This is a genomic window from Gordonia sp. N1V (assembly GCF_029269935.1).
Lineage (GTDB): Bacteria > Actinomycetota > Actinomycetes > Mycobacteriales > Mycobacteriaceae > Gordonia > Gordonia polyisoprenivorans.
Genome location: NZ_JARJDD010000016.1, coordinates 92,018 through 108,911 on the forward strand (window position 1 = coordinate 92,018; position 16,894 = coordinate 108,911).

Consider the following 16,894-nt stretch of genomic DNA (forward strand, 5'->3'; position numbering starts at 1 on the left):
ACCCGCGCGTCGTCAAACGCAAGTACGTGAAATGGCACGTCAAACGGGCACACCACGCCGCCTGGCCACAACCAACGAAACCAGCCGTCTGCACATCCAGACCCCTTAACTGAACGGTATTGAGGCTAGGTCAGGCTAGGTCACGATAGATCCGGATTCTCTCAACTGGACGCGGATCTCACACCTCTTGTGAACCACACCCCTCCCGATTATTGTTTGCCATACAAACACTAGGGAGTCACCGTGACCACTGCACGTCGCGCCAGCCGCGAGGCCGGCAAGGCCACCCGCAGCGCACTGCTGCGTGCGGCCGGTGAAGTGTTCGCCGAGGTCGGGGAGACCGCGTCGGTGGCGCAAATCTGCGCCCGGGCCGACGCCTTTCCCAATCAGGTCACCTACTACTTCGGGTCCAAGGAACAGTTGTTCGTCGAGGTGGCGTGTGCGGCGGTGCTGCGCGCCGGTCGGCATGCCGAGCAGGCCGCGGCGTCGGCGACAACGGTCCGTGACTACACCCGCACCCTCGTCGAGACCCTCCTCGGCCCGCAGTCGCGCAACGTCGAACTGTTCACCACCGCCATGCTGCTGGTGTCACGTCGCACCGATCTACGCCCCCACATCACCGAAACGCTGTCCACCCTGCACGACCGCGGCGAGGCCGCGCTCCTCGACACCCTGGTCCGCACCGGATGGCAGCTGCGGGCCGAGATCGGCGTCGAGGCCCGGGCCTTCTGGTCGGCGATTTTCGGTTTGACCGTCCAAAATGCAGCCACCGGAGACGAATTGGGGACGTCTGTCGCCGAGGCCGTCACCGTTCTGTTCACCAACATGGGCATCCCCGACAGCGTGCTCGACCAGCCGCTGACCCCCACCGGAAAGGCATCGCCGTGACCTCGACCGACCCGACCACCGCCAACCCGAGCACCACCGCCGAAACGGCCCACCCGCAGCCGCATCTGACCCACACCGTCTTCAATCAGTCCGCACCGCGCGTCGACGTCAACGAGTACGAGCTGAATATCGTTCTGCAAGAAGCTGTTGCGCGTCACGACGCGGGATGGGCCGAGGCAGAGCTGCGTGAGGTCGGCGCGCTGGTCGGCAGCGCGGAGTTCCAGCGCGACGCGCACTTGGCCAACACCATCACCCCTGAACTGCACACCTTCGACCGGTGGGGCCACCGCATCGACGAGGTCGAGTACCACCCGTCGTATCACCGCATCATCTCCGCATCGATTTCCCATGGCGCCCATACCCGTTGCTGGGCCGACCCGCAGCCGGGCTCGCATGTCGCCCGGGCCGCGGTGTTCATGCTCTTCGGACAGATCGAGCCGGGCCATGCATGCCCGGTGTCGATGACCCACGCGGTGATCCCGTCACTGGAACTACAACCCGACGTCGCTGCCACCTGGGTACCGAAAGCACTGTCCCGCAGCTACTCTCCCGAGCTGTCCGCCGACAAGTCGTCGGCGATCTTCGGGATGTCGATGACCGAGAAGCAGGGCGGGTCGGATGTCCGCGCCAACACCACCGTCGCCCGACCGGTCGGCGCGGGCGGCCCGGGCGCGGAGTACCTGCTGACCGGGCACAAGTGGTTCTGCTCGGCGCCGATGTCGGATGCGTTCCTGGTGCTCGCACAGGCGCAGGGCGCCGGCGGTGAGGGACTGTCGTGCTTCCTGCTCCCCCGCGTGCTACCCGACGGAACCCGCAACGTCTTCCGCATCCAGCGGCTGAAGAACAAGCTGGGCAACAAGTCCAACGCGTCCAGTGAGATCGAACTCGACGGCACCGTCGCGTTGATGGTCGGCGAGCCGGGCCGCGGCGTGCGCACCATCATCGAGATGGTCGCCCAGACCCGACTGGACTGCGTGCTGGGCAGTGCCGCCGGGATGCGGCAGTCCGTCGCCGAAGCGGTGTGGCATGCCCGCCATCGCGCGGCATTCGGTGCGACGCTGGCCGACCAGCCGGCCATGACGGCCGTATTGGCCGATCTCGCACTGGAATCCGAGGCGGCCACGGTCACCGCGATGCGCCTGGCCCGCGCTCACGACGAGGACGCCTCGGACACCGAACGTGCCTTCCGTCGCCTGGCGACCGCGGTGGCCAAGTACTGGATCTGCAAACGCGGCCCGCATCACGCCTACGAGTCCCTGGAATGCCTGGGCGGCAACGGATACACCGAGGACTTCCCGCTCGCCATGCGCTACCGCGAACAACCGGTGATGGCCGTGTGGGAGGGTTCGGGCAACGTCATCGCCCTCGACGTGCTGCGCGCCATGACCCGCGAACCGGAATCGGTCGGCGCCTTCGACGCCGAGGTGAATCTGGCGCGTGGTGCGCACGCCGACCTCGACGCCCACCTCGACCGGTTGCGCAACCAGCTCGGCGAACTCGCCGGACTCGATGCCGCAGCCGCTCAGCGCAACGCGCGACGGGTCGTCGAATCCATGGCGCTGGCGCTGGAAGCGTCTCTGCTCGTGCGATTCTCACCGACCGAGGTCGCCGAGGCCTTCATCGCCGCGCGACTCGGCACCGACCGCGGATTCGAGTACGGCGCCCTGCCCACCGGCACCGACCTGGAGCTCATTCTGTCTCGTCAGTGATCCCGACCGCGTCGAGGATGGCGTTCCGGATCCTCGACGCGGTGTTCGGCAGCCACATGGCCATCACCGGGGTCATCGGCGGATCGTCGAACGAAACGACGCGAATCTGATTCTGGTACAACCATCCCGGCTGATTGGTGACGAACGCACACGCATCCGGATGGGTGATCACCGACATGTGCGGCGGGGTGCCACGCAGATTCGACACGACGATCTCCGGCTCGAAACCCGCTCGGCGACAGTACGACACGATCATGTTCTTGTAGTCGTCCTCGAGTTCGGACACCACGATCGGGTGATCGGCGAGATCGCGCATCGCGCACGTCGGATTCTCCGACAGCGGATTGTCGGCGTTGACCGCCAGCCGCAGCTCGTGTCGAGTGGCGATGGCGCCGGCGAGATCGGTCGGCGCGGTGTGCGAGCGGGCGAGCACCATGTCGACGTCGCCGGACATGATGGCATCGCGGATGTCACCCGGCCAGAGCGGCTTGACCGTGATCAGCAACGACGGATCGGCCAACACCGCACCCTCGATGACCTGGAACACCTCCGACGGCGCCAACCCCGGCGTGTGCCCGATGGAGAACGGGTCGGGCTTGTTGTCGTCGATCATCTTGACCTCGGCCGCGAGATTCGACCCGCCCGCCAACAACGGGATCGCCCCCTCGTAGAGCGCAACCCCGGCCGGCGTGGGCGTCAGGGTTCTTCGCGACCGAGAGAACAACTCGACGTCGAGTTGCCGCTCGAGTTCGCGAATCGCGACAGAAAGCGCCTGCTGGGAGATGTAGAGCCGCTCGGCCGCAACCCGCAACGACGGGGCATCGACCACCGCCATGAACATCCGCAGCCGTCGAAGATCGAGATCGCGCATTACCGGCCTACCGCCTTTCTCGCCCCACCCTCAAGGTCGCCTTGTTGGAAGACAACATATCCGATATCGATGAGCGTCGTTTGTCATTCTATTGTTGTCAATACCCCCAGTGGTTGACCGCGTCCGGGTGGACAATGAGTCAGAGCCCATTTCCCGCACGCGATCGGCGTGGCATCGGGGGGTGCCATGTCGTCGACCGGCAGCCGACAAACAGCCGCACGCTGGCGCTTTACCGCGGGGCGATCCACATCACGGCCCCGCACGCCGCGGCACAGAGGGGTTGCCGCGGCGTACGGTCACGTCCTTTCCCGCGGCCCGTCGATCGTGCATTCTCACAGGCGCATCGGTAGCGCCGCCTGGTCACATGGAACGATGGTGAGCACATGTCTCATGTGACCGGGAGGACACCGCATGACCCACGAGGCCCAGTTGCACGACCTCGATCCGCGCACCCCCGTCATCGTCGGCGTCGGGCAGGCGTCCGAGCGCATCACCGACGCCGACTACCGGGGTCTGGGTGAGGCCGATCTGGCCGCCCGCGCGCTCGATGCGGCACTGACCGACGCCGGCGTCGCACCCACCGAGGTGGCACGGGCCGTCGACACCGTCGTGGCGGTGCGATCCTTCGAGGTGTCGAGTCCGCTCTCGTCGTCGCCGCTGGGCCGTCCGGACAACATGCCGCGCGCGGTCGCCGGCCGGATCGGGGTCACGCCGCGGCGCGCGGTCACCGAGGTGGTCGGCGGACAGAGCCCGCAGAAACTGGTCGACGAGTTCGCGCAGTCCATCGCCGACGGCAATGCGGACGCTGTGCTGATCTTCGGCTCGGAGGTGATGTCGACGGTTCGGCACGCGCTCAAGTCTCCGCCCGCCGAAGCGCGCCCCGACTTCTCCGAGACGGTGCCCGGCGATCACGAGGACCGCGGATTCGGGCTCAAGGGCCTCACCTCGGTGCAGGAGGCGCGACATGGACTCCTCGAGCCGATCACCCAGTACGCACTGCTGGAGAACGCCCGGCGGCACCGTCGGGGACTGTCCCGCGCCGACTACGCGCGGTCGATGGCCGAACTGTTCGCCCCGATGTCGGCGATCGCGGCCACCAATCCGCATGCGGCGTCACCGGAAGCGCGATCGGTCGAGGAAGTCGCGACGGTGTCGGACTCCAATCGCGAACTGGCCGAACCCTATACGCGCCTGTTGGTCGCGCGCGATCAGGTGAACCAGGCCGCGGGGGTCGTCGTGATGTCGGTGGCCAAGGCCACCGAACTCGGAATCGATCCCACGCGTTGGGTATTCGTGCACGGACACAGCGATCTGCGGGAGCGGCCGTTGATGGAACGCGACGACCTGTCGACGAGTCCCGCGTCGATCGCCGCGATGAACACCGCCCTCGACATGGCCGGCCTCACCCTCGACGACATCGCCTTCCTCGATTTCTACAGCTGTTTCCCGATCGCGGTGTTCAACATCTGCGATGCCTTCGGCCTGCGCGCCGACGATCCGCGTGGGTTGACCGTCACCGGCGGACTGCCGTACTTCGGCGGGCCCGGCAACAACTATTCGATGCACGCGATCGCCGAGGTCGTCGATCGAGTGCGTTCGCGCCCTGGCACTTTCGGTCTCGTTGCCGCCAACGGCGGGCTGATGAGCAAGTACTCGGTGGGCATCTACGCCACCACACCGACCCCGTGGCAGGCCGGCGACGATGCCCGCATCCAGCGAGAACTCGACAGCCGACCGTCCGTCGACGAGCGACGCAATGCCGACGGCGCCGCGACCATCGAGAGTTTCACCGTGTTGCCCGCCGACAAGAATGGGCGCCGTAAGTCCATCGTCGTTGGCCGGCTCGGCGACGGCGCGCGCTTCGTCGCCAACGGCGCCGACGGCGATGATGAACTCCTCGAATTGCTGACCGGGAGTGACGATCCCATCGGCTCACCGATCTACGTCCGGTCCTTCGCCCGCGGCAATCGCGTGACCGTTTCCGATGAGCGGATGTCCGAGTTGTTCCCGGTCGGACCGCACGGCTTTCGGTCAGAGTACGAGAACGTCGTCGTCCGTCGGGACGGCCGTGTCCTCGAGGTGACGATCAACCGGCCCGCGGCGCGTAATGCACTCGACCCGGCGGCCAACGCCGAACTCGACGAGATCTTCGACGCCTACTTCGCCGACCCCGACCTCTGGGTGGCGATCCTCACCGGAGCGGGCGACAAGGCGTTCTCCGCCGGAAACGACCTGGCGCACATGGCCGGAGACGCGATGCTCGCGGTCCCGAAGAACGGCTTCGGCGGGCTCACCTCACGCCGGGAACTACCCAAGCCGGTGATCGCCGCCGTCAACGGCGTGGCCCTCGGTGGTGGTCTCGAGATCGCTCTGGCGTGCCACATCATCGTCGCCGACGAGAAGGCGAGTTTCGGTCTGCCCGAGGTGAAGGTGGGCCTGGCCGCTGCCGCGGGCGGACTCGTTCGGCTACCGCGCGCGATCGGCCCGGCACTGGCCCGCGACATGATCCTCACCGGCCGCCGCATCGACACCGCCGAGGCCTACCGCATCGGTCTGGTCAGCCGCATCGCCGACCACGGCCAGGTACTCGTCGCCGCACGTCAAGTGGCACAGGAGATCCTGGCCGGCTCGCCGACGTCGGTCCGGGCATCGTTGCAGGCAATGGCCGACGCCGAGGCCATCGACGATCCGGTCGAGGCGATCGAGGCGACCTCCTCGGTCCTCGACTCGCTGCTGATCAGTCAAGACACCATCGAGGGGATCAGTGCGTTCGTCAGCAAGCGTCCGCCGCGGTGGACGGGGCGGTAGCGGTCGCCGGCGCAGGGTTGTGGCGCGGAAGGCATTGTGTCTCACCGGGTCTCGAGGCTCGTCGCTATCGCTCCTCACACCTCGACCAGCGGGAAAGAGCATCGCCACCAAGTGGGCACCACCCCTCCGATGGTCGAGGCGCCCGAGCCCGCCAGAGCAAGGGCCTCGAGACCCCGCGACACGACAACGCTGACACGGAACCAGCACCGGCACAAGAGGTCTCGAGGCTCGTCGCTATCGCTCCTCACACCTCGACCAGCGGGAGAAGGATCGCCGGCGGGTAGAAGCACAACCAGCGGGAGAAGCGGTCGCCGCCGGGCGGCGGACCAGCGGAGGAAGGGGCCGGCCACCGGAGGGGTGGGTCAGAGGATCACACCGGGATTCAGCAGGCCGTCGGGATCGAGGGTGGCCTTGATGGCGGCGGTCAGCTCCATGACGTCTGGGCCGACCTGATCGGGGAGCCAGCCCTTCTTCAGTCGGCCGACGCCGTGCTCACCGGTGATCGTGCCGCCCAACGAGATCGCCAGGTCCATCACCTGGCCGAACGCCTTCTGGGCGCGGTCGTGCTCGTCGGCGTCGTCGGGATCGAACACGATGAGCGGATGGGTATTGCCGTCACCGGCGTGGGCGATCACCGAGATCATCACCGCGTTGTCGTTCGCGATCCTGCCGACCCCGTCGATCAGTGCGGGTAGTGCCGGTAGCGGCACCCCGACGTCTTCGAGCAGCAGTGAACCGAGTTTCTCCACCGCGGGGATGGCCGCGCGTCGGGCGGCGGTGAACGCCTCCCCCTCGGCGGCGTCGGTGGTGTCGAAGACCTCGGCCGCACCACACGACTCGAAGGCCTCACGGATGATCTCGACCTCGGCCACTCCGGCCGGTCCCGGCGCATCGGACTGCGCGACGAGCAGGGCACCCGCGTCCCGGTCGAGGCCCATCCGCAGCATGTCCTCGACGGCGTTGATCGAGACCTTGTCCATGAACTCCAGCATCGCCGGTCGAATCCTGGCAGTGATCGCGAGAACCGCCTCGCTCGCCGAATGCACCGACGAGAAGGTGCCGACCACCGTGCACGCCGACGCCTGCGGTGGCAGCAGCCGCAGGGTGACCTCGGTGATGATCCCGAGCAGTCCCTCGCTGCCGACGAACAGTTTGGTCAGCGACAACCCGGCCGAATCCTTGAGTTGCTTGCCGCCGAGGCGGATCGCGCGGCCGTCGGCGAGCACCACCTGCATACCGAGCACGTAGTCGGTGGTGACGCCGTACTTGACGCAGCACAGTCCACCGGCGTTGGTGGCCACGTTGCCGCCGATCGAGCAGATCTCGAATGACGACGGGTCCGGCGGATACCAGAGATCGTGTGCCGCGGCAGCGGCCTTCACCTCGGCATTGAACAGCCCCGGCTGCACCACCGCGGTTCGGGTGGCGGTGTCGATGCTCATCTCACGCATCTTCTCGGTCGAGAGCATCACCGCGCCGTCGACGGCCGTCGAACCTCCCGAGAGGCTGGTGCCCGCGCCTCGGGTGATGATCGGGACGCGATGAGCGGCACACCAGCGGACCACCGTCTGGACGTGCTCGGTGGTCGTGGGGCGGATGAGCGCGAGCGGTGTACCGGCCGTCGGGTCGAAGGCTCTGTCCTGCCGATACCCGGCAAGGATGTCGGGGTCGGTGACGATCATCTGGTCGGGGAGGTCGGCGCGCAGATCGGCGAGGTCCACGCTGCCGGTCTCGGTACTCGTGTGCACACTGCTCATGGGTTCAGCGTAGGCGTGGCCGCCGGGTGCCCGTGTCCCTTCCTGAGACCCGCACCGGCACGCCCCTGCGGTGAACGTTTGGCCAACGTCCACACTCCACCGTCGCCCTCACGCACTATGGAGTGATGACCGACTTCAACAAGACCATCATCGACGAGTTCCACGCCAACGACGGCACCGTCACCACCATGGGCTTCGGCCGTAACCTCGTCCTCGTCCACTCCATCGGCGCCAAATCGGGAGCGCAGCGGGTGACGCCGCTGATGTCGCTGCCCGACGGTGCCGGAGGTCGCTTCATCGTCGGCAGCGCGGCCGGCTCTCCGAAGGATCCGGCATGGGTGCACAATCTGCGCAGGAATCCGGAGATCACCATCGAATACGCCGGCGAGAAATCCGGGATCGAAAAGCATCCGGCGACCGCCACCGAACTCGATCCGGCGCAGCGTGAGCAGGCATGGCAGGGTTTCGTCTCGGCGTCCGAGCAATTCCTGAAATACACCGAAACCGCCGAGGGCCGTGTCTTCCCGATCTTTCGCCTGACGCCCAAGAAGTGATTTCGGCACCAGCCGATATCCTGACGAGATGTTCGGGGTTGGCGAGATTGTCGCGGGTTTCGTGGTCGACGCCGTCGTGGGTCACGGCAGCAGCGCCGACGTCTACCGGGTGCACCGCACCGGCGAATCGACGTCGCTCGCGCTGAAGGTTCTCCACGCCGACGACGGCGACACCGGCCGGGCGCGAGAACGCTTCGAGCGAGAGTTCGCGATCGCGTCGCTCCTCGACCATCCGCACATCGTGGCCATGGTCTCGCGCGGTGAGATGCTCGTCGATTCGTCGCCGCCGCGGACGCAGCTCTGGCTGGCGATGCAGTACGTCGCCGGGCCGTCGGCGATGTCGCTGATCCCGCGTGAGGATCAACAGCCGCGGGTGCCCGCGGTACTACGCGTGGCAGCGCAGATCGGTGACGCCCTGGACTATGCACACTCCCGCGAGATCCTGCATCGGGACGTCAAACCCGCGAACATCCTGTTGACGTCCGACTCCGACGACACCGATGCCGTGCTCAGCGACTTCGGTATCGCACGACTCCTCGACGACACCCGGCCCCTGGCCCGCAACGGCCGGGTCCAGGGGTCCATCGCCTACGCCGCCCCCGAACTGCTTCAAGCACAACAACTCTCCCCCGCCACCGACGTGTATTCGTTCGCGTGCTCGCTGGTGGAGTTGTTCACCGGGCTGCCGCCGTTCCCGCGGTCCACGCCGTTCGCCATCACCTACGCCCACCTGCGTGACGAGCCGCCGAAGCTCACCCGGCGCCGCGATTGGCTTCCGTCGGCGCTGAATTCGGTGTTCGCCAAGGCGCTCGCCAAGAAGCCCGAGGAGCGCTACCAGACGTGCACCGAGTTCGTCGACATCATCTCCCGCGCCCTGCGTGACGTGCCGGTACCGGCACACAATCCGCGACGGCGGCGCCGCGTGCGCGGATATCCGGGCTGATCGGCGCCCCTCGTCGGAGTGACGCCGACCACACTCGGCCGTCATGTTAAATCGGACATCCGGCCCACATCCCGTTCGCGGCAGTTCTTTTCGTGCCCATTGGTCCGATGTCCGGGTCGGCGAATCGCGAATCTGTTTACATGGATCTCCCATTCATGTCACAACCGCTCCCTAACTTGGGTTCCCGTCCATCACACATGTGCCGCAGTGCAACCCGCTCGCGGCCGACGACGCCGGTCGACCCACCACCTGTCGACCCACACCTAGGGGAACCATTGACGGCCGAATCATCGACCTCGTACGACAATTCCGCTCTCACCCATGAGGACGAGGGCTATCACAAGAGTCTGAAGCCGCGGCAGATCCAGATGATCGCCATCGGCGGCGCGATCGGCACCGGCCTGTTCATGGGCGCCGGCAGCCGACTCCACGATGCAGGCCCGGGCCTGTTCATCACCTACGCCGTCTGCGGCGTGTTCGTGTTCTTCATCCTGCGCGCCCTCGGCGAGCTGGTGCTCCATCGCCCGTCATCCGGGTCATTCGTCTCCTACGCGCGTGAGTTCTTCGGTGAGAAAACAGCTTTCGTCACCGGCTGGCTCTACTTCTTCAACTGGGCGGCCACCGCCATCGTCGACGTCACCGCGATCGCGCTCTACGTCCACTACTGGGGCATGTTCGAAGCGATCCCCCAATGGCTGATCGCATTGGTCGCCCTGTGCATCGTGATGGCGATGAACATCATCTCGGTGAAACTGTTCGGCGAGATGGAGTTCTGGGCGTCGATCATCAAGGTCGCCGCACTGGTCACCTTCCTCGTCGTCGGCATCATCTTCCTCGGCGGACGCTTCGACATCGAAGGCGCCGCCACCGGATTCAGCGTGATCTCCGACAACGGTGGCATGTTCCCGACTGGCATGTTCTCACTGGTGATCGTCACCTCCGGCGTCATCTTTGCTTACGCCGCAGTCGAATTGGTGGGCACCGCCGCCGGTGAGACCGCCGAACCGGCCAAGGTCATGCCACGCGCCATCAACTCGGTCATCGTGCGCATCGCGGTGTTCTACGTCGGATCACTGGTGGTGCTGGCGCTCCTGCTGCCCTACACCACCTACAAGGCCGGAGAGAGTCCGTTCGTGACGTTCTTCTCCAAGATCGGCGTCCCCGCCGCCGGCGGCATCATGAATCTCGTCGTGCTCACCGCGGCGCTGTCGAGCCTCAACGCCGGTCTCTACTCCACCGGCCGCACCCTGCGGTCGATGGCGATGAACGGCAGCGGCCCGGCGTTCACGGCCAAAATGAACCGCAACGGCGTGCCCTTCGGCGGCATCGCACTGACCGGTGCACTGACCCTTCTCGGCGTCGTACTCAACCTGTTCGTCCCGGCCGAGGCCTTCAACATCGCCCTGGATCTCTCGGCGCTGGGCATCATCTCGACCTGGGGCATGATCGTCGCCTGCCAGATCCAGCTGTACCGATGGGAGCAGAAGGGCATCCTCAGCCGGCCGGCCTTCCGGCTGCCGGGCACGCCGTACACCAGCTACCTGACGCTGCTGTTCCTCGCGGCCGTCGTGGTGTTGATGTGCTGGGACAACTACTGGAACCTCATCGCCATCATCGTCGGTATCCCACTGCTGACCGGCGGGTGGTTCGCCTGCCGCGGCAAGGTCTTGGCGATCTCCCGACAACGCCAGGGCTACACCGGCGAGTACCCGGTGATGCCGCAACCACCGGTGCCCGAAGGCCCCGGCGAGACCGAGGCGAAGGATCGGGACTGACGGATCGCCGCGGGGTGAGGGGTGCCGGAGCGGCACGCCTCACCCCGCGCGCGTGTGTTGCGGCGCGGTGATGCCGTACACGCGACGCGCGGTGTTACGAAAAACGTTGCCCAGCACGTTGTCTCCCCAGGGTTCGAGGATCTCGGTCAGGCTCGCGATGACGGTGTCGATCGATGCATTCGGTTTGTCGATCGGGAAGTTGGAGCCGAACATGACCCGGCTCGCACCGAAGTGACCGACGACGTGCTGGACCAGCGGGCCGACCATCTGTGTCAGGGTCTCGCGGGCACCGATGTTGCCCCACGGCTCACGGCCGTAGCCGAGAACCGGCATGGCAAGCCCGGAAAGCTTGACCACCACATTGCGTTCGGCGGCAATCGAGGTCATGCGCTCACGCCACAGGCGCAGGATGTCGGCGCGGGCCGCCGCGGTGGTCCCGGTGCGCAGCCCGACGGGGCCGAAAGCGCCTACCGGACAACCGAAATGGTCGACGATGACGGTGGTGTCCGGGAATTCGCGGGCGAGGGTGATCACGTCGTAGAGCTGATGGGAGTAGACGAAGACCTCCACGGCGAGCCCGCGGGCGGCGACCTTCTCGACGCCGGAGAGGAAGTCGGCCGATGCGAGCATGCCGTCGACCGGCCCGGCCGATCGGACCTTCGGGTCCGGATGACGCGTCGCGGTGACCTGGATACCGCGCACCCGATCGCTGAGCGCGCGTTGCGCGTCCAGGCGCGCCTCGAAGCCCTCGGCCCGCGGGTCGGCACGCATCATCACCGCACCGAGCGTCGGGGCCACGCCGACCCCGAATGGCAGTCCCTGCAGGTAGTCGATCTCGTCGACGGCCTGCCGGCTCGCGTCGGGCTCCTCGACATCGCCGAGGCGCCAGTACGATTCGGACACCACGACGGACTCGATACCCACCCCGACCACTTGCGCCACCGGCGCGATGTCGGCGCCGTAGTGTCGCGGCTCGTACGCACGTCCGATGATGTGCGGGGTCAACACATAATCGCGCTCGGCTTGGGGAACGGCGACCGAGAAAAGCCTGTCCCCCACTTTGGGGACAAATCGGTATCCACGCGCGACGGGATTACGCGACCACGGTGTCCGACGCGGATTCCATTGTTGGACGTGGGCGTCGACGATCCCCGATATCGTTCCGGCCAACATTGTCACCATTCGAGATTGCCATAGTTGTTGACGCATCTCATGCGTTCGACGGACGAAAAGAATTGCCGGTCGTCGCCATCCTCGGATCGGCTGCGCCACGGCGACGGCCTGCGGGTGAACCGAACTGCCGGTGACGCAGGGCAGAATGGAGATGTTGTCGGTTGACCGGTGATCGGTGACCAGTGATCGGTGGGAGGTGTGCGCAATGGCGAGTCATTCCCGCCATGTGCTGCATCAACTCCGCGACCTGATCGCCCGCGATCCCGACCGCTTCGCCCGCAACATCTACACCCGCCTGTTCGCCATCGACCCCGACCTGCGCGAACTGTTCGGCGCGATGATGTCGCAGCAGCGCGAGGCGTTTTACCACGTCATCGACCACGTTCTCGACGTCATCCCGAGCCCCGACGGACAGGCCGAACTCGTGGAGTTCCTGGCGCAACTCGGGCGCGACCACCGCAAGTACGGGGTACAGCCCGAGCACTATCAGGCGATCTTCCGGGCGTTGATGGGTGAGTTCGCGGTCACGCTCGGCGATCAGTGGGACGACGAGGCCCAGCGGACCGTCGGGCAGGCGATGATGCTCGTCACCGGTGTGATGCGCGGAGCGGCGCAGACCGCGTCGGGGCCGGCGACCTGGACCGCCCGCGTGGTGGAGAAGTTCCGCATCAGCCGCGGTCTGGCGGTGGTACGACTCGTCACCGACACGCCACTGCGATTCAACACGGGCCAATACCTCGAGGCCCAGATCCCCCAGTGGCCGAAGGTGTGGCGCAACCTCTCCCCGGCGATTCCGCCCAACCCGCACGGCGAGTTGGAGTTCCACGTGCGCGCGGTACCCGGTGGCACGGTCAGCCCGGCGATCGTCGCTCAGACCCAGCCCGGCGACGTGTGGACGTTCGGTCAGTCGCACGGCACGCTGCACATCGACGGCGACCGCGAGGTACTCATGGTCGCCGGCGGCACCGGCCTGGCGCCCCTGCGCGCACTGCTCATCGAGATGTCGGCGCTGGCGACCTCTCCGCCCACCCACGTCTACTACGGGGCGCGGTATCCCGGTGAGCTGTACGACCTACCGGTGTTGCGTCAGATCGCGGCGACCAATCCGTGGCTCACGATCACCGCGGTGTCGGAGGAGCAGACCGATCCGTGGTGGCTCGACGACCCGGTCCGGCCCGCCGAGCTCGGCATCGACCATCGCATCGGTCGGCTCGTCGACGTCGTCGGCGCCGCGGGCAGCTGGGACGACCGGCAAACCCTGATCACCGGCTCACCGATGATGGTGGAGAACACTCGGCGCGGGCTGATCATCGCCGGGGTGCGGGCCAGCCTCATCCAGCACGACCCGATGTTCTAGGGCCCGTCTCGACGCTGCTGCGGCCGCTACCCACCCGCGCCCGGGTTGCCGGGGCCCAGTTGCGGCGCGGTGACGGTCGTCGTCACCACCGAGGTGACGGTCTCCTGTTCGGTGACCGTGGCCGTCGCTGTCGCCGTTGCCGTCGAGGTGACGGTCTGGGTGGCCGTACTGGTGACCGGTGGCCGCGTGACGGTACTCGTGACGGTCTGCTGGTCGACGACCGTCTGGGTGTCGGGTTGGCCGGTGCGGGTGACGGTGACCTCGCTGGTCGGGCCGGGCACCGTGACGGTCGAGGTGACCGCGGCGGGCGTGCCCGAGTCGTCCTTGCCGGTGAACAGCGCCACCAGTGCGACCACGCATAGCAACGCGGCGAGCCCGGCGGCGCCGCCGATGATCCACCAGCGCACACCCACCCCGCCCATCGCCGTGGTCGGTGCCGCCGCGGCCGGTCCGACGGCGGCCGCGGCGACCGGGATCGCGCGGGTGTCGGCGGCGATCACCTCGGTGACGCCCTGCGCCAGCGCGAACACGGGCGCGGCGGCCACGGTCACCGGTGAGCCCGTCGCCGTCTCGATGGCACGCACGGAGTCGGGCATCTGCGCTCCGGAACCGGCCGCGACCACGCGAGTCGCACCCGCTCCGCGCGTCAGCGAGTTCAGATGCGCCACGAGGCCGTCGGCACCCTGCGGATCGGTCAGCGGCACCGACTGGGGCGCGGCGACGGCGGCGGAGGCGTGTACCGACGAGTGCTCGGCGTTGACGAGGGCGATCGAGGCGCCGGAGGCGAGGGCGCCGGACCGGTCGAGGACGACTGCGGCGACATCGCCGGTGGCGTCGCGGTGCGCAACCTGGGCCAGGGCGTGCGGGAGGTCGACGAAGCTCACCGCCGATGCCCACTCGGGTGCGCCGGGTGCGTTCATCGAGAACTCGAGGTGTGCTCGTACGTCGGGGCGGGCGCAGGTCAGGACGATGTGGTCGATCGTGAAGGGAGCGGAGTCGACGAGTTCACGCAGCGCGTCGAGCGCCGCATTCGGAGACTCGTCGGCGAGCTCCACGTGATTGCTGGCGACGATCTCGCCGGTGGCGTCGCGGACGACGGTCGCGATCTCGTCGCCCACCACCGAGACCCCGAGCACTGCAGGTTCGGCGATGGAGATCTCGGGTGACTCGCTCACCATTCGCCTCCCTTGTCAGGTCACCGACCTCGGATGACACGCCGCCACAGACTAACGCGCGATCGGTGCGCGGCCCACAGGCCGCTTACCGATCGCTGTCGTCGGGGATCAGTGAATCGTTACTCGGACGGTCACACTGCAGGGGTCACTCTTCGGTGCGTCGGCGCCGGGGCTGCCAGACGACGAGCGCATTAGTCCGCGGGACCGGGACCAGTTCGCCACCGCGGCGGGCGCGGTGTGCGTCGACCTCGCGTTGGAGCTCGTGCACCCGCTGTTGGAGCGCGTCGACCTGGTTGGTGAGCTCGATGATGCGTTTGATGCCCGCGAGATTCACGCCCTCCTCCTGGGAGAGCCGCTGGATCTCGCGCAGCACCTCGACGTCGTGCGAGGAGTAGCGTCGCCCGCCGCCGCTGGTGCGTTGCGGGGTCACCAGCCCGAGCCGGTCGTAGGTGCGCAAGGTCTGCGCGTGCATTCCGGCGAGCTCGGCGGCCACCGAGATCATGAAGGTGGCGGTCGCGCTCACCTCGCCCTCGAAACCCTCGAAACCGCCGGCCGGCCCGGCGCCCTCAGCGCCGGGCCGCCCACGATTCTTGCGTTCTGCCATGGCTCATCGCCCCCAACCCGCCCGAGGATCGAAACCGCTGGACTTCTCGGCCTCGGCGTAGGCACGCATGGCCTCCACCGCGGCGTCGTCGAGTTTGCGGGGCACCTCGACCTTGACGGTGACGAGCAGGTCTCCGGCACCGCCGGCGCGCTTGGGCACGCCGCGGCCACGGACCCGAAGGGTACGGCCGTCGCTGGTGTTCGGCGGGATCTTCACCCCGACCGATCCGTCGAGCGTCGGCACCGAGACCGTCGAGCCGAGCACCAGTTCGGAGATGCTCACCGGCAGTTGGACGCGCAGGTCGTGACCGCTACGGGTGAACACCTTGTCGGGGGTCACGTGGACCACGACATACAGGTCGCCCGACGGTGCGCCCCGGCGTCCGGCTTCGCCTTGTCCGGCCAGCCGGATGCGCTGACCGTCCTCGACGCCGGAGGGGATGCGGACGTTGATGGTGCGCGAGCGCACCTTGACGCCGCTGCCGTCGCAGTCGCTGCAGGGGTCGTCGATGCGGGAGCCGGTGCCCTGGCAGTCCTGGCACGGCTCACTGAATCCGAACGCCCCCTGGTTACGGCTGACAAAACCGGATCCGTTGCAGTTCGGGCACACTCGCGGGCTGGTGCCCGGCTTGGCGCCGCTGCCGTGACAGGTGGTGCACGGCGCCGGGCTGGTCACCCGGAGTGGGACGGTCGTACCCAACGCCGCGTCCTTGAACGACAACGTGGTCTCGGTCTCGAGGTCGTTGCCGCGACGCGGCCGGGTCGCGGTCGAGGTGCGCGTGCCGCCCGAACCGCCGCGGTTGAACAAGCCCTCGAAGAGGTCGCCGAAACCGCCGGCACCCTCGCCCGCACCGCCACCACCGAACAGGTCGCCGATGTTGAAATCGGCACCGGTCTCGGTCGAGTAGCGGGTGCCGCCGCCGGCGCCGGGGAAGCCGCCGGGAAAACCGTTGCCGCCGCCGCGGAATCGTCCGCCGGCGAACATCGCTCGCGTCTCGTCGTACTCTTTGCGCTTGTCCGGGTCGGCGAGCACGCTGTGGGCTTCGGACACCCGCTTGAAGCGTTCTTCGGCTTGCGTGTCACCCGGATTGGCGTCCGGATGCAGCTCACGGGCGAGCTTGCGGTAAGCCTTCTTGATCTCTTCAGACGAAGCATCAGAAGCAACGCCCAGGTCCTTGTAGAAGTCACGCTCGAGCCATTCTCGTTGCGGAGCCACCAGACGTCACCTCCTTCTCAATGAACATGTCTGGATGAAGTATGTTCCGATATCCGGCGATGCGC

General features: G+C 67.2%; 13 protein-coding genes. 7 read left to right on the top strand and 6 right to left on the bottom strand.

The genetic code is table 11. The features are described from left to right. Window positions 1-243 precede the first annotated feature (243 nt). Both P3L18_RS19675 and P3L18_RS19680 read left to right on the top strand, forming a co-directional pair. Window positions 244-888: a TetR/AcrR family transcriptional regulator C-terminal domain-containing protein gene (locus tag P3L18_RS19675; RefSeq protein WP_006369903.1), complete on the top strand. Its 645-nt coding sequence runs from the start codon at window positions 244-246 to the stop codon at window positions 886-888. After that, window positions 885-2,597 (top strand): acyl-CoA dehydrogenase family protein, encoded by a 1,713-nt coding sequence (locus P3L18_RS19680; protein WP_276114981.1) that lies wholly within the window; start codon window positions 885-887, stop codon window positions 2,595-2,597. The genes P3L18_RS19675 and P3L18_RS19680 overlap by 4 nt, the downstream gene beginning before the upstream one ends. Here the strand turns inward: P3L18_RS19680 and P3L18_RS19685 are convergent. Beyond that, window positions 2,578-3,468: a LysR family transcriptional regulator gene (locus P3L18_RS19685; protein WP_006369905.1), complete on the bottom strand. Its 891-nt coding sequence runs from the start codon at window positions 3,466-3,468 to the stop codon at window positions 2,578-2,580. The two genes, P3L18_RS19680 and P3L18_RS19685, sit on opposite strands and share 20 nt — an antisense overlap. A gap of 411 nt (window positions 3,469-3,879) precedes the next feature. Between P3L18_RS19685 and P3L18_RS19690 the strand changes: the two genes are divergently transcribed. Further along, entirely contained in the window at window positions 3,880-6,276 is a 2,397-nt protein-coding gene (locus P3L18_RS19690) for an acetyl-CoA acetyltransferase (RefSeq protein ID WP_276114982.1), read from the top strand. Between the two features lie 362 nt (window positions 6,277-6,638). On the opposite strand, the gene P3L18_RS19695 is transcribed toward P3L18_RS19690, so the two are convergent. Then, on the bottom strand, window positions 6,639-8,033 hold the full coding sequence (locus P3L18_RS19695) for an FAD-linked oxidase C-terminal domain-containing protein (protein ID WP_079931087.1): 1,395 nt from the start codon (window positions 8,031-8,033) through the stop codon (window positions 6,639-6,641). 125 nt (window positions 8,034-8,158) lie between these two features. Here P3L18_RS19695 and P3L18_RS19700 point away from each other — a divergent pair, with 125 nt between their 5' ends. From P3L18_RS19700 to P3L18_RS19710, 3 genes are all read left to right on the top strand, one after another. After that, on the top strand, window positions 8,159-8,587 hold the full coding sequence (locus P3L18_RS19700; protein ID WP_079931088.1) for a nitroreductase family deazaflavin-dependent oxidoreductase: 429 nt from the start codon (window positions 8,159-8,161) through the stop codon (window positions 8,585-8,587). A gap of 28 nt (window positions 8,588-8,615) precedes the next feature. Continuing rightward, window positions 8,616-9,530 (top strand): serine/threonine-protein kinase, encoded by a 915-nt coding sequence (locus P3L18_RS19705; RefSeq protein ID WP_276114983.1) that lies wholly within the window; start codon window positions 8,616-8,618, stop codon window positions 9,528-9,530. Between the two features lie 275 nt (window positions 9,531-9,805). Then, complete coding sequence (locus P3L18_RS19710; protein ID WP_276114984.1) at window positions 9,806-11,305, top strand: amino acid permease; 1,500 nt, start codon at window positions 9,806-9,808, stop codon at window positions 11,303-11,305. 39 nt (window positions 11,306-11,344) lie between these two features. Here the strand turns inward: P3L18_RS19710 and P3L18_RS19715 are convergent, their stop codons facing one another. Next, entirely contained in the window at window positions 11,345-12,478 is a 1,134-nt protein-coding gene (locus P3L18_RS19715; RefSeq protein WP_276114985.1) for an amidohydrolase family protein, read from the bottom strand. A gap of 205 nt (window positions 12,479-12,683) precedes the next feature. Here P3L18_RS19715 and P3L18_RS19720 point away from each other — a divergent pair, with 205 nt between their 5' ends. Then, a complete protein-coding gene (locus P3L18_RS19720) occupies window positions 12,684-13,835 on the top strand; it encodes an FAD-binding oxidoreductase (RefSeq protein ID WP_276114986.1) in 1,152 nt (383 codons plus the stop codon). Between the two features lie 26 nt (window positions 13,836-13,861). On the opposite strand, the gene P3L18_RS19725 is transcribed toward P3L18_RS19720, so the two are convergent. The 3 genes from P3L18_RS19725 to dnaJ all read right to left on the bottom strand — a co-directional run bounded on the left by P3L18_RS19725 (window position 13,862) and on the right by dnaJ (window position 16,829). After that, window positions 13,862-15,013 (bottom strand): hypothetical protein, encoded by a 1,152-nt coding sequence (locus P3L18_RS19725; RefSeq protein ID WP_276114987.1) that lies wholly within the window; start codon window positions 15,011-15,013, stop codon window positions 13,862-13,864. A 142-nt stretch (window positions 15,014-15,155) separates the two neighbouring features. Next, on the bottom strand, window positions 15,156-15,512 hold the full coding sequence (locus P3L18_RS19730) for a helix-turn-helix transcriptional regulator (RefSeq protein WP_170320197.1): 357 nt from the start codon (window positions 15,510-15,512) through the stop codon (window positions 15,156-15,158). 105 nt (window positions 15,513-15,617) lie between these two features. Beyond that, window positions 15,618-16,829 (bottom strand): molecular chaperone DnaJ, encoded by a 1,212-nt coding sequence (dnaJ, locus tag P3L18_RS19735; RefSeq protein ID WP_020169789.1) that lies wholly within the window; start codon window positions 16,827-16,829, stop codon window positions 15,618-15,620. Window positions 16,830-16,894: the final 65 nt, after the last annotated feature.

What these genes read in the sequence shown, in the direction of transcription:
- P3L18_RS19685 (WP_006369905.1), bottom strand. Translation starts at nt 3,468, where the DNA reads ATGCGCGATCTCGATCTTCGACGGCTGCGGATGTTCATGGCGGTGGTC.
- P3L18_RS19690 (WP_276114982.1), top strand. Translation starts at nt 3,880, where the DNA reads ATGACCCACGAGGCCCAGTTGCACGACCTCGATCCGCGCACCCCCGTC.
- P3L18_RS19695 (WP_079931087.1), bottom strand. Translation starts at nt 8,033, where the DNA reads ATGAGCAGTGTGCACACGAGTACCGAGACCGGCAGCGTGGACCTCGCC.
- P3L18_RS19700 (WP_079931088.1), top strand. Translation starts at nt 8,159, where the DNA reads ATGACCGACTTCAACAAGACCATCATCGACGAGTTCCACGCCAACGAC.
- P3L18_RS19705 (WP_276114983.1), top strand. Translation starts at nt 8,616, where the DNA reads ATGTTCGGGGTTGGCGAGATTGTCGCGGGTTTCGTGGTCGACGCCGTC.
- P3L18_RS19715 (WP_276114985.1), bottom strand. Translation starts at nt 12,478, where the DNA reads ATGTTGGCCGGAACGATATCGGGGATCGTCGACGCCCACGTCCAACAA.
- P3L18_RS19720 (WP_276114986.1), top strand. Translation starts at nt 12,684, where the DNA reads ATGGCGAGTCATTCCCGCCATGTGCTGCATCAACTCCGCGACCTGATC.
- P3L18_RS19725 (WP_276114987.1), bottom strand. Translation starts at nt 15,013, where the DNA reads ATGGTGAGCGAGTCACCCGAGATCTCCATCGCCGAACCTGCAGTGCTC.
- P3L18_RS19730 (WP_170320197.1), bottom strand. Translation starts at nt 15,512, where the DNA reads ATGATCTCGGTGGCCGCCGAGCTCGCCGGAATGCACGCGCAGACCTTG.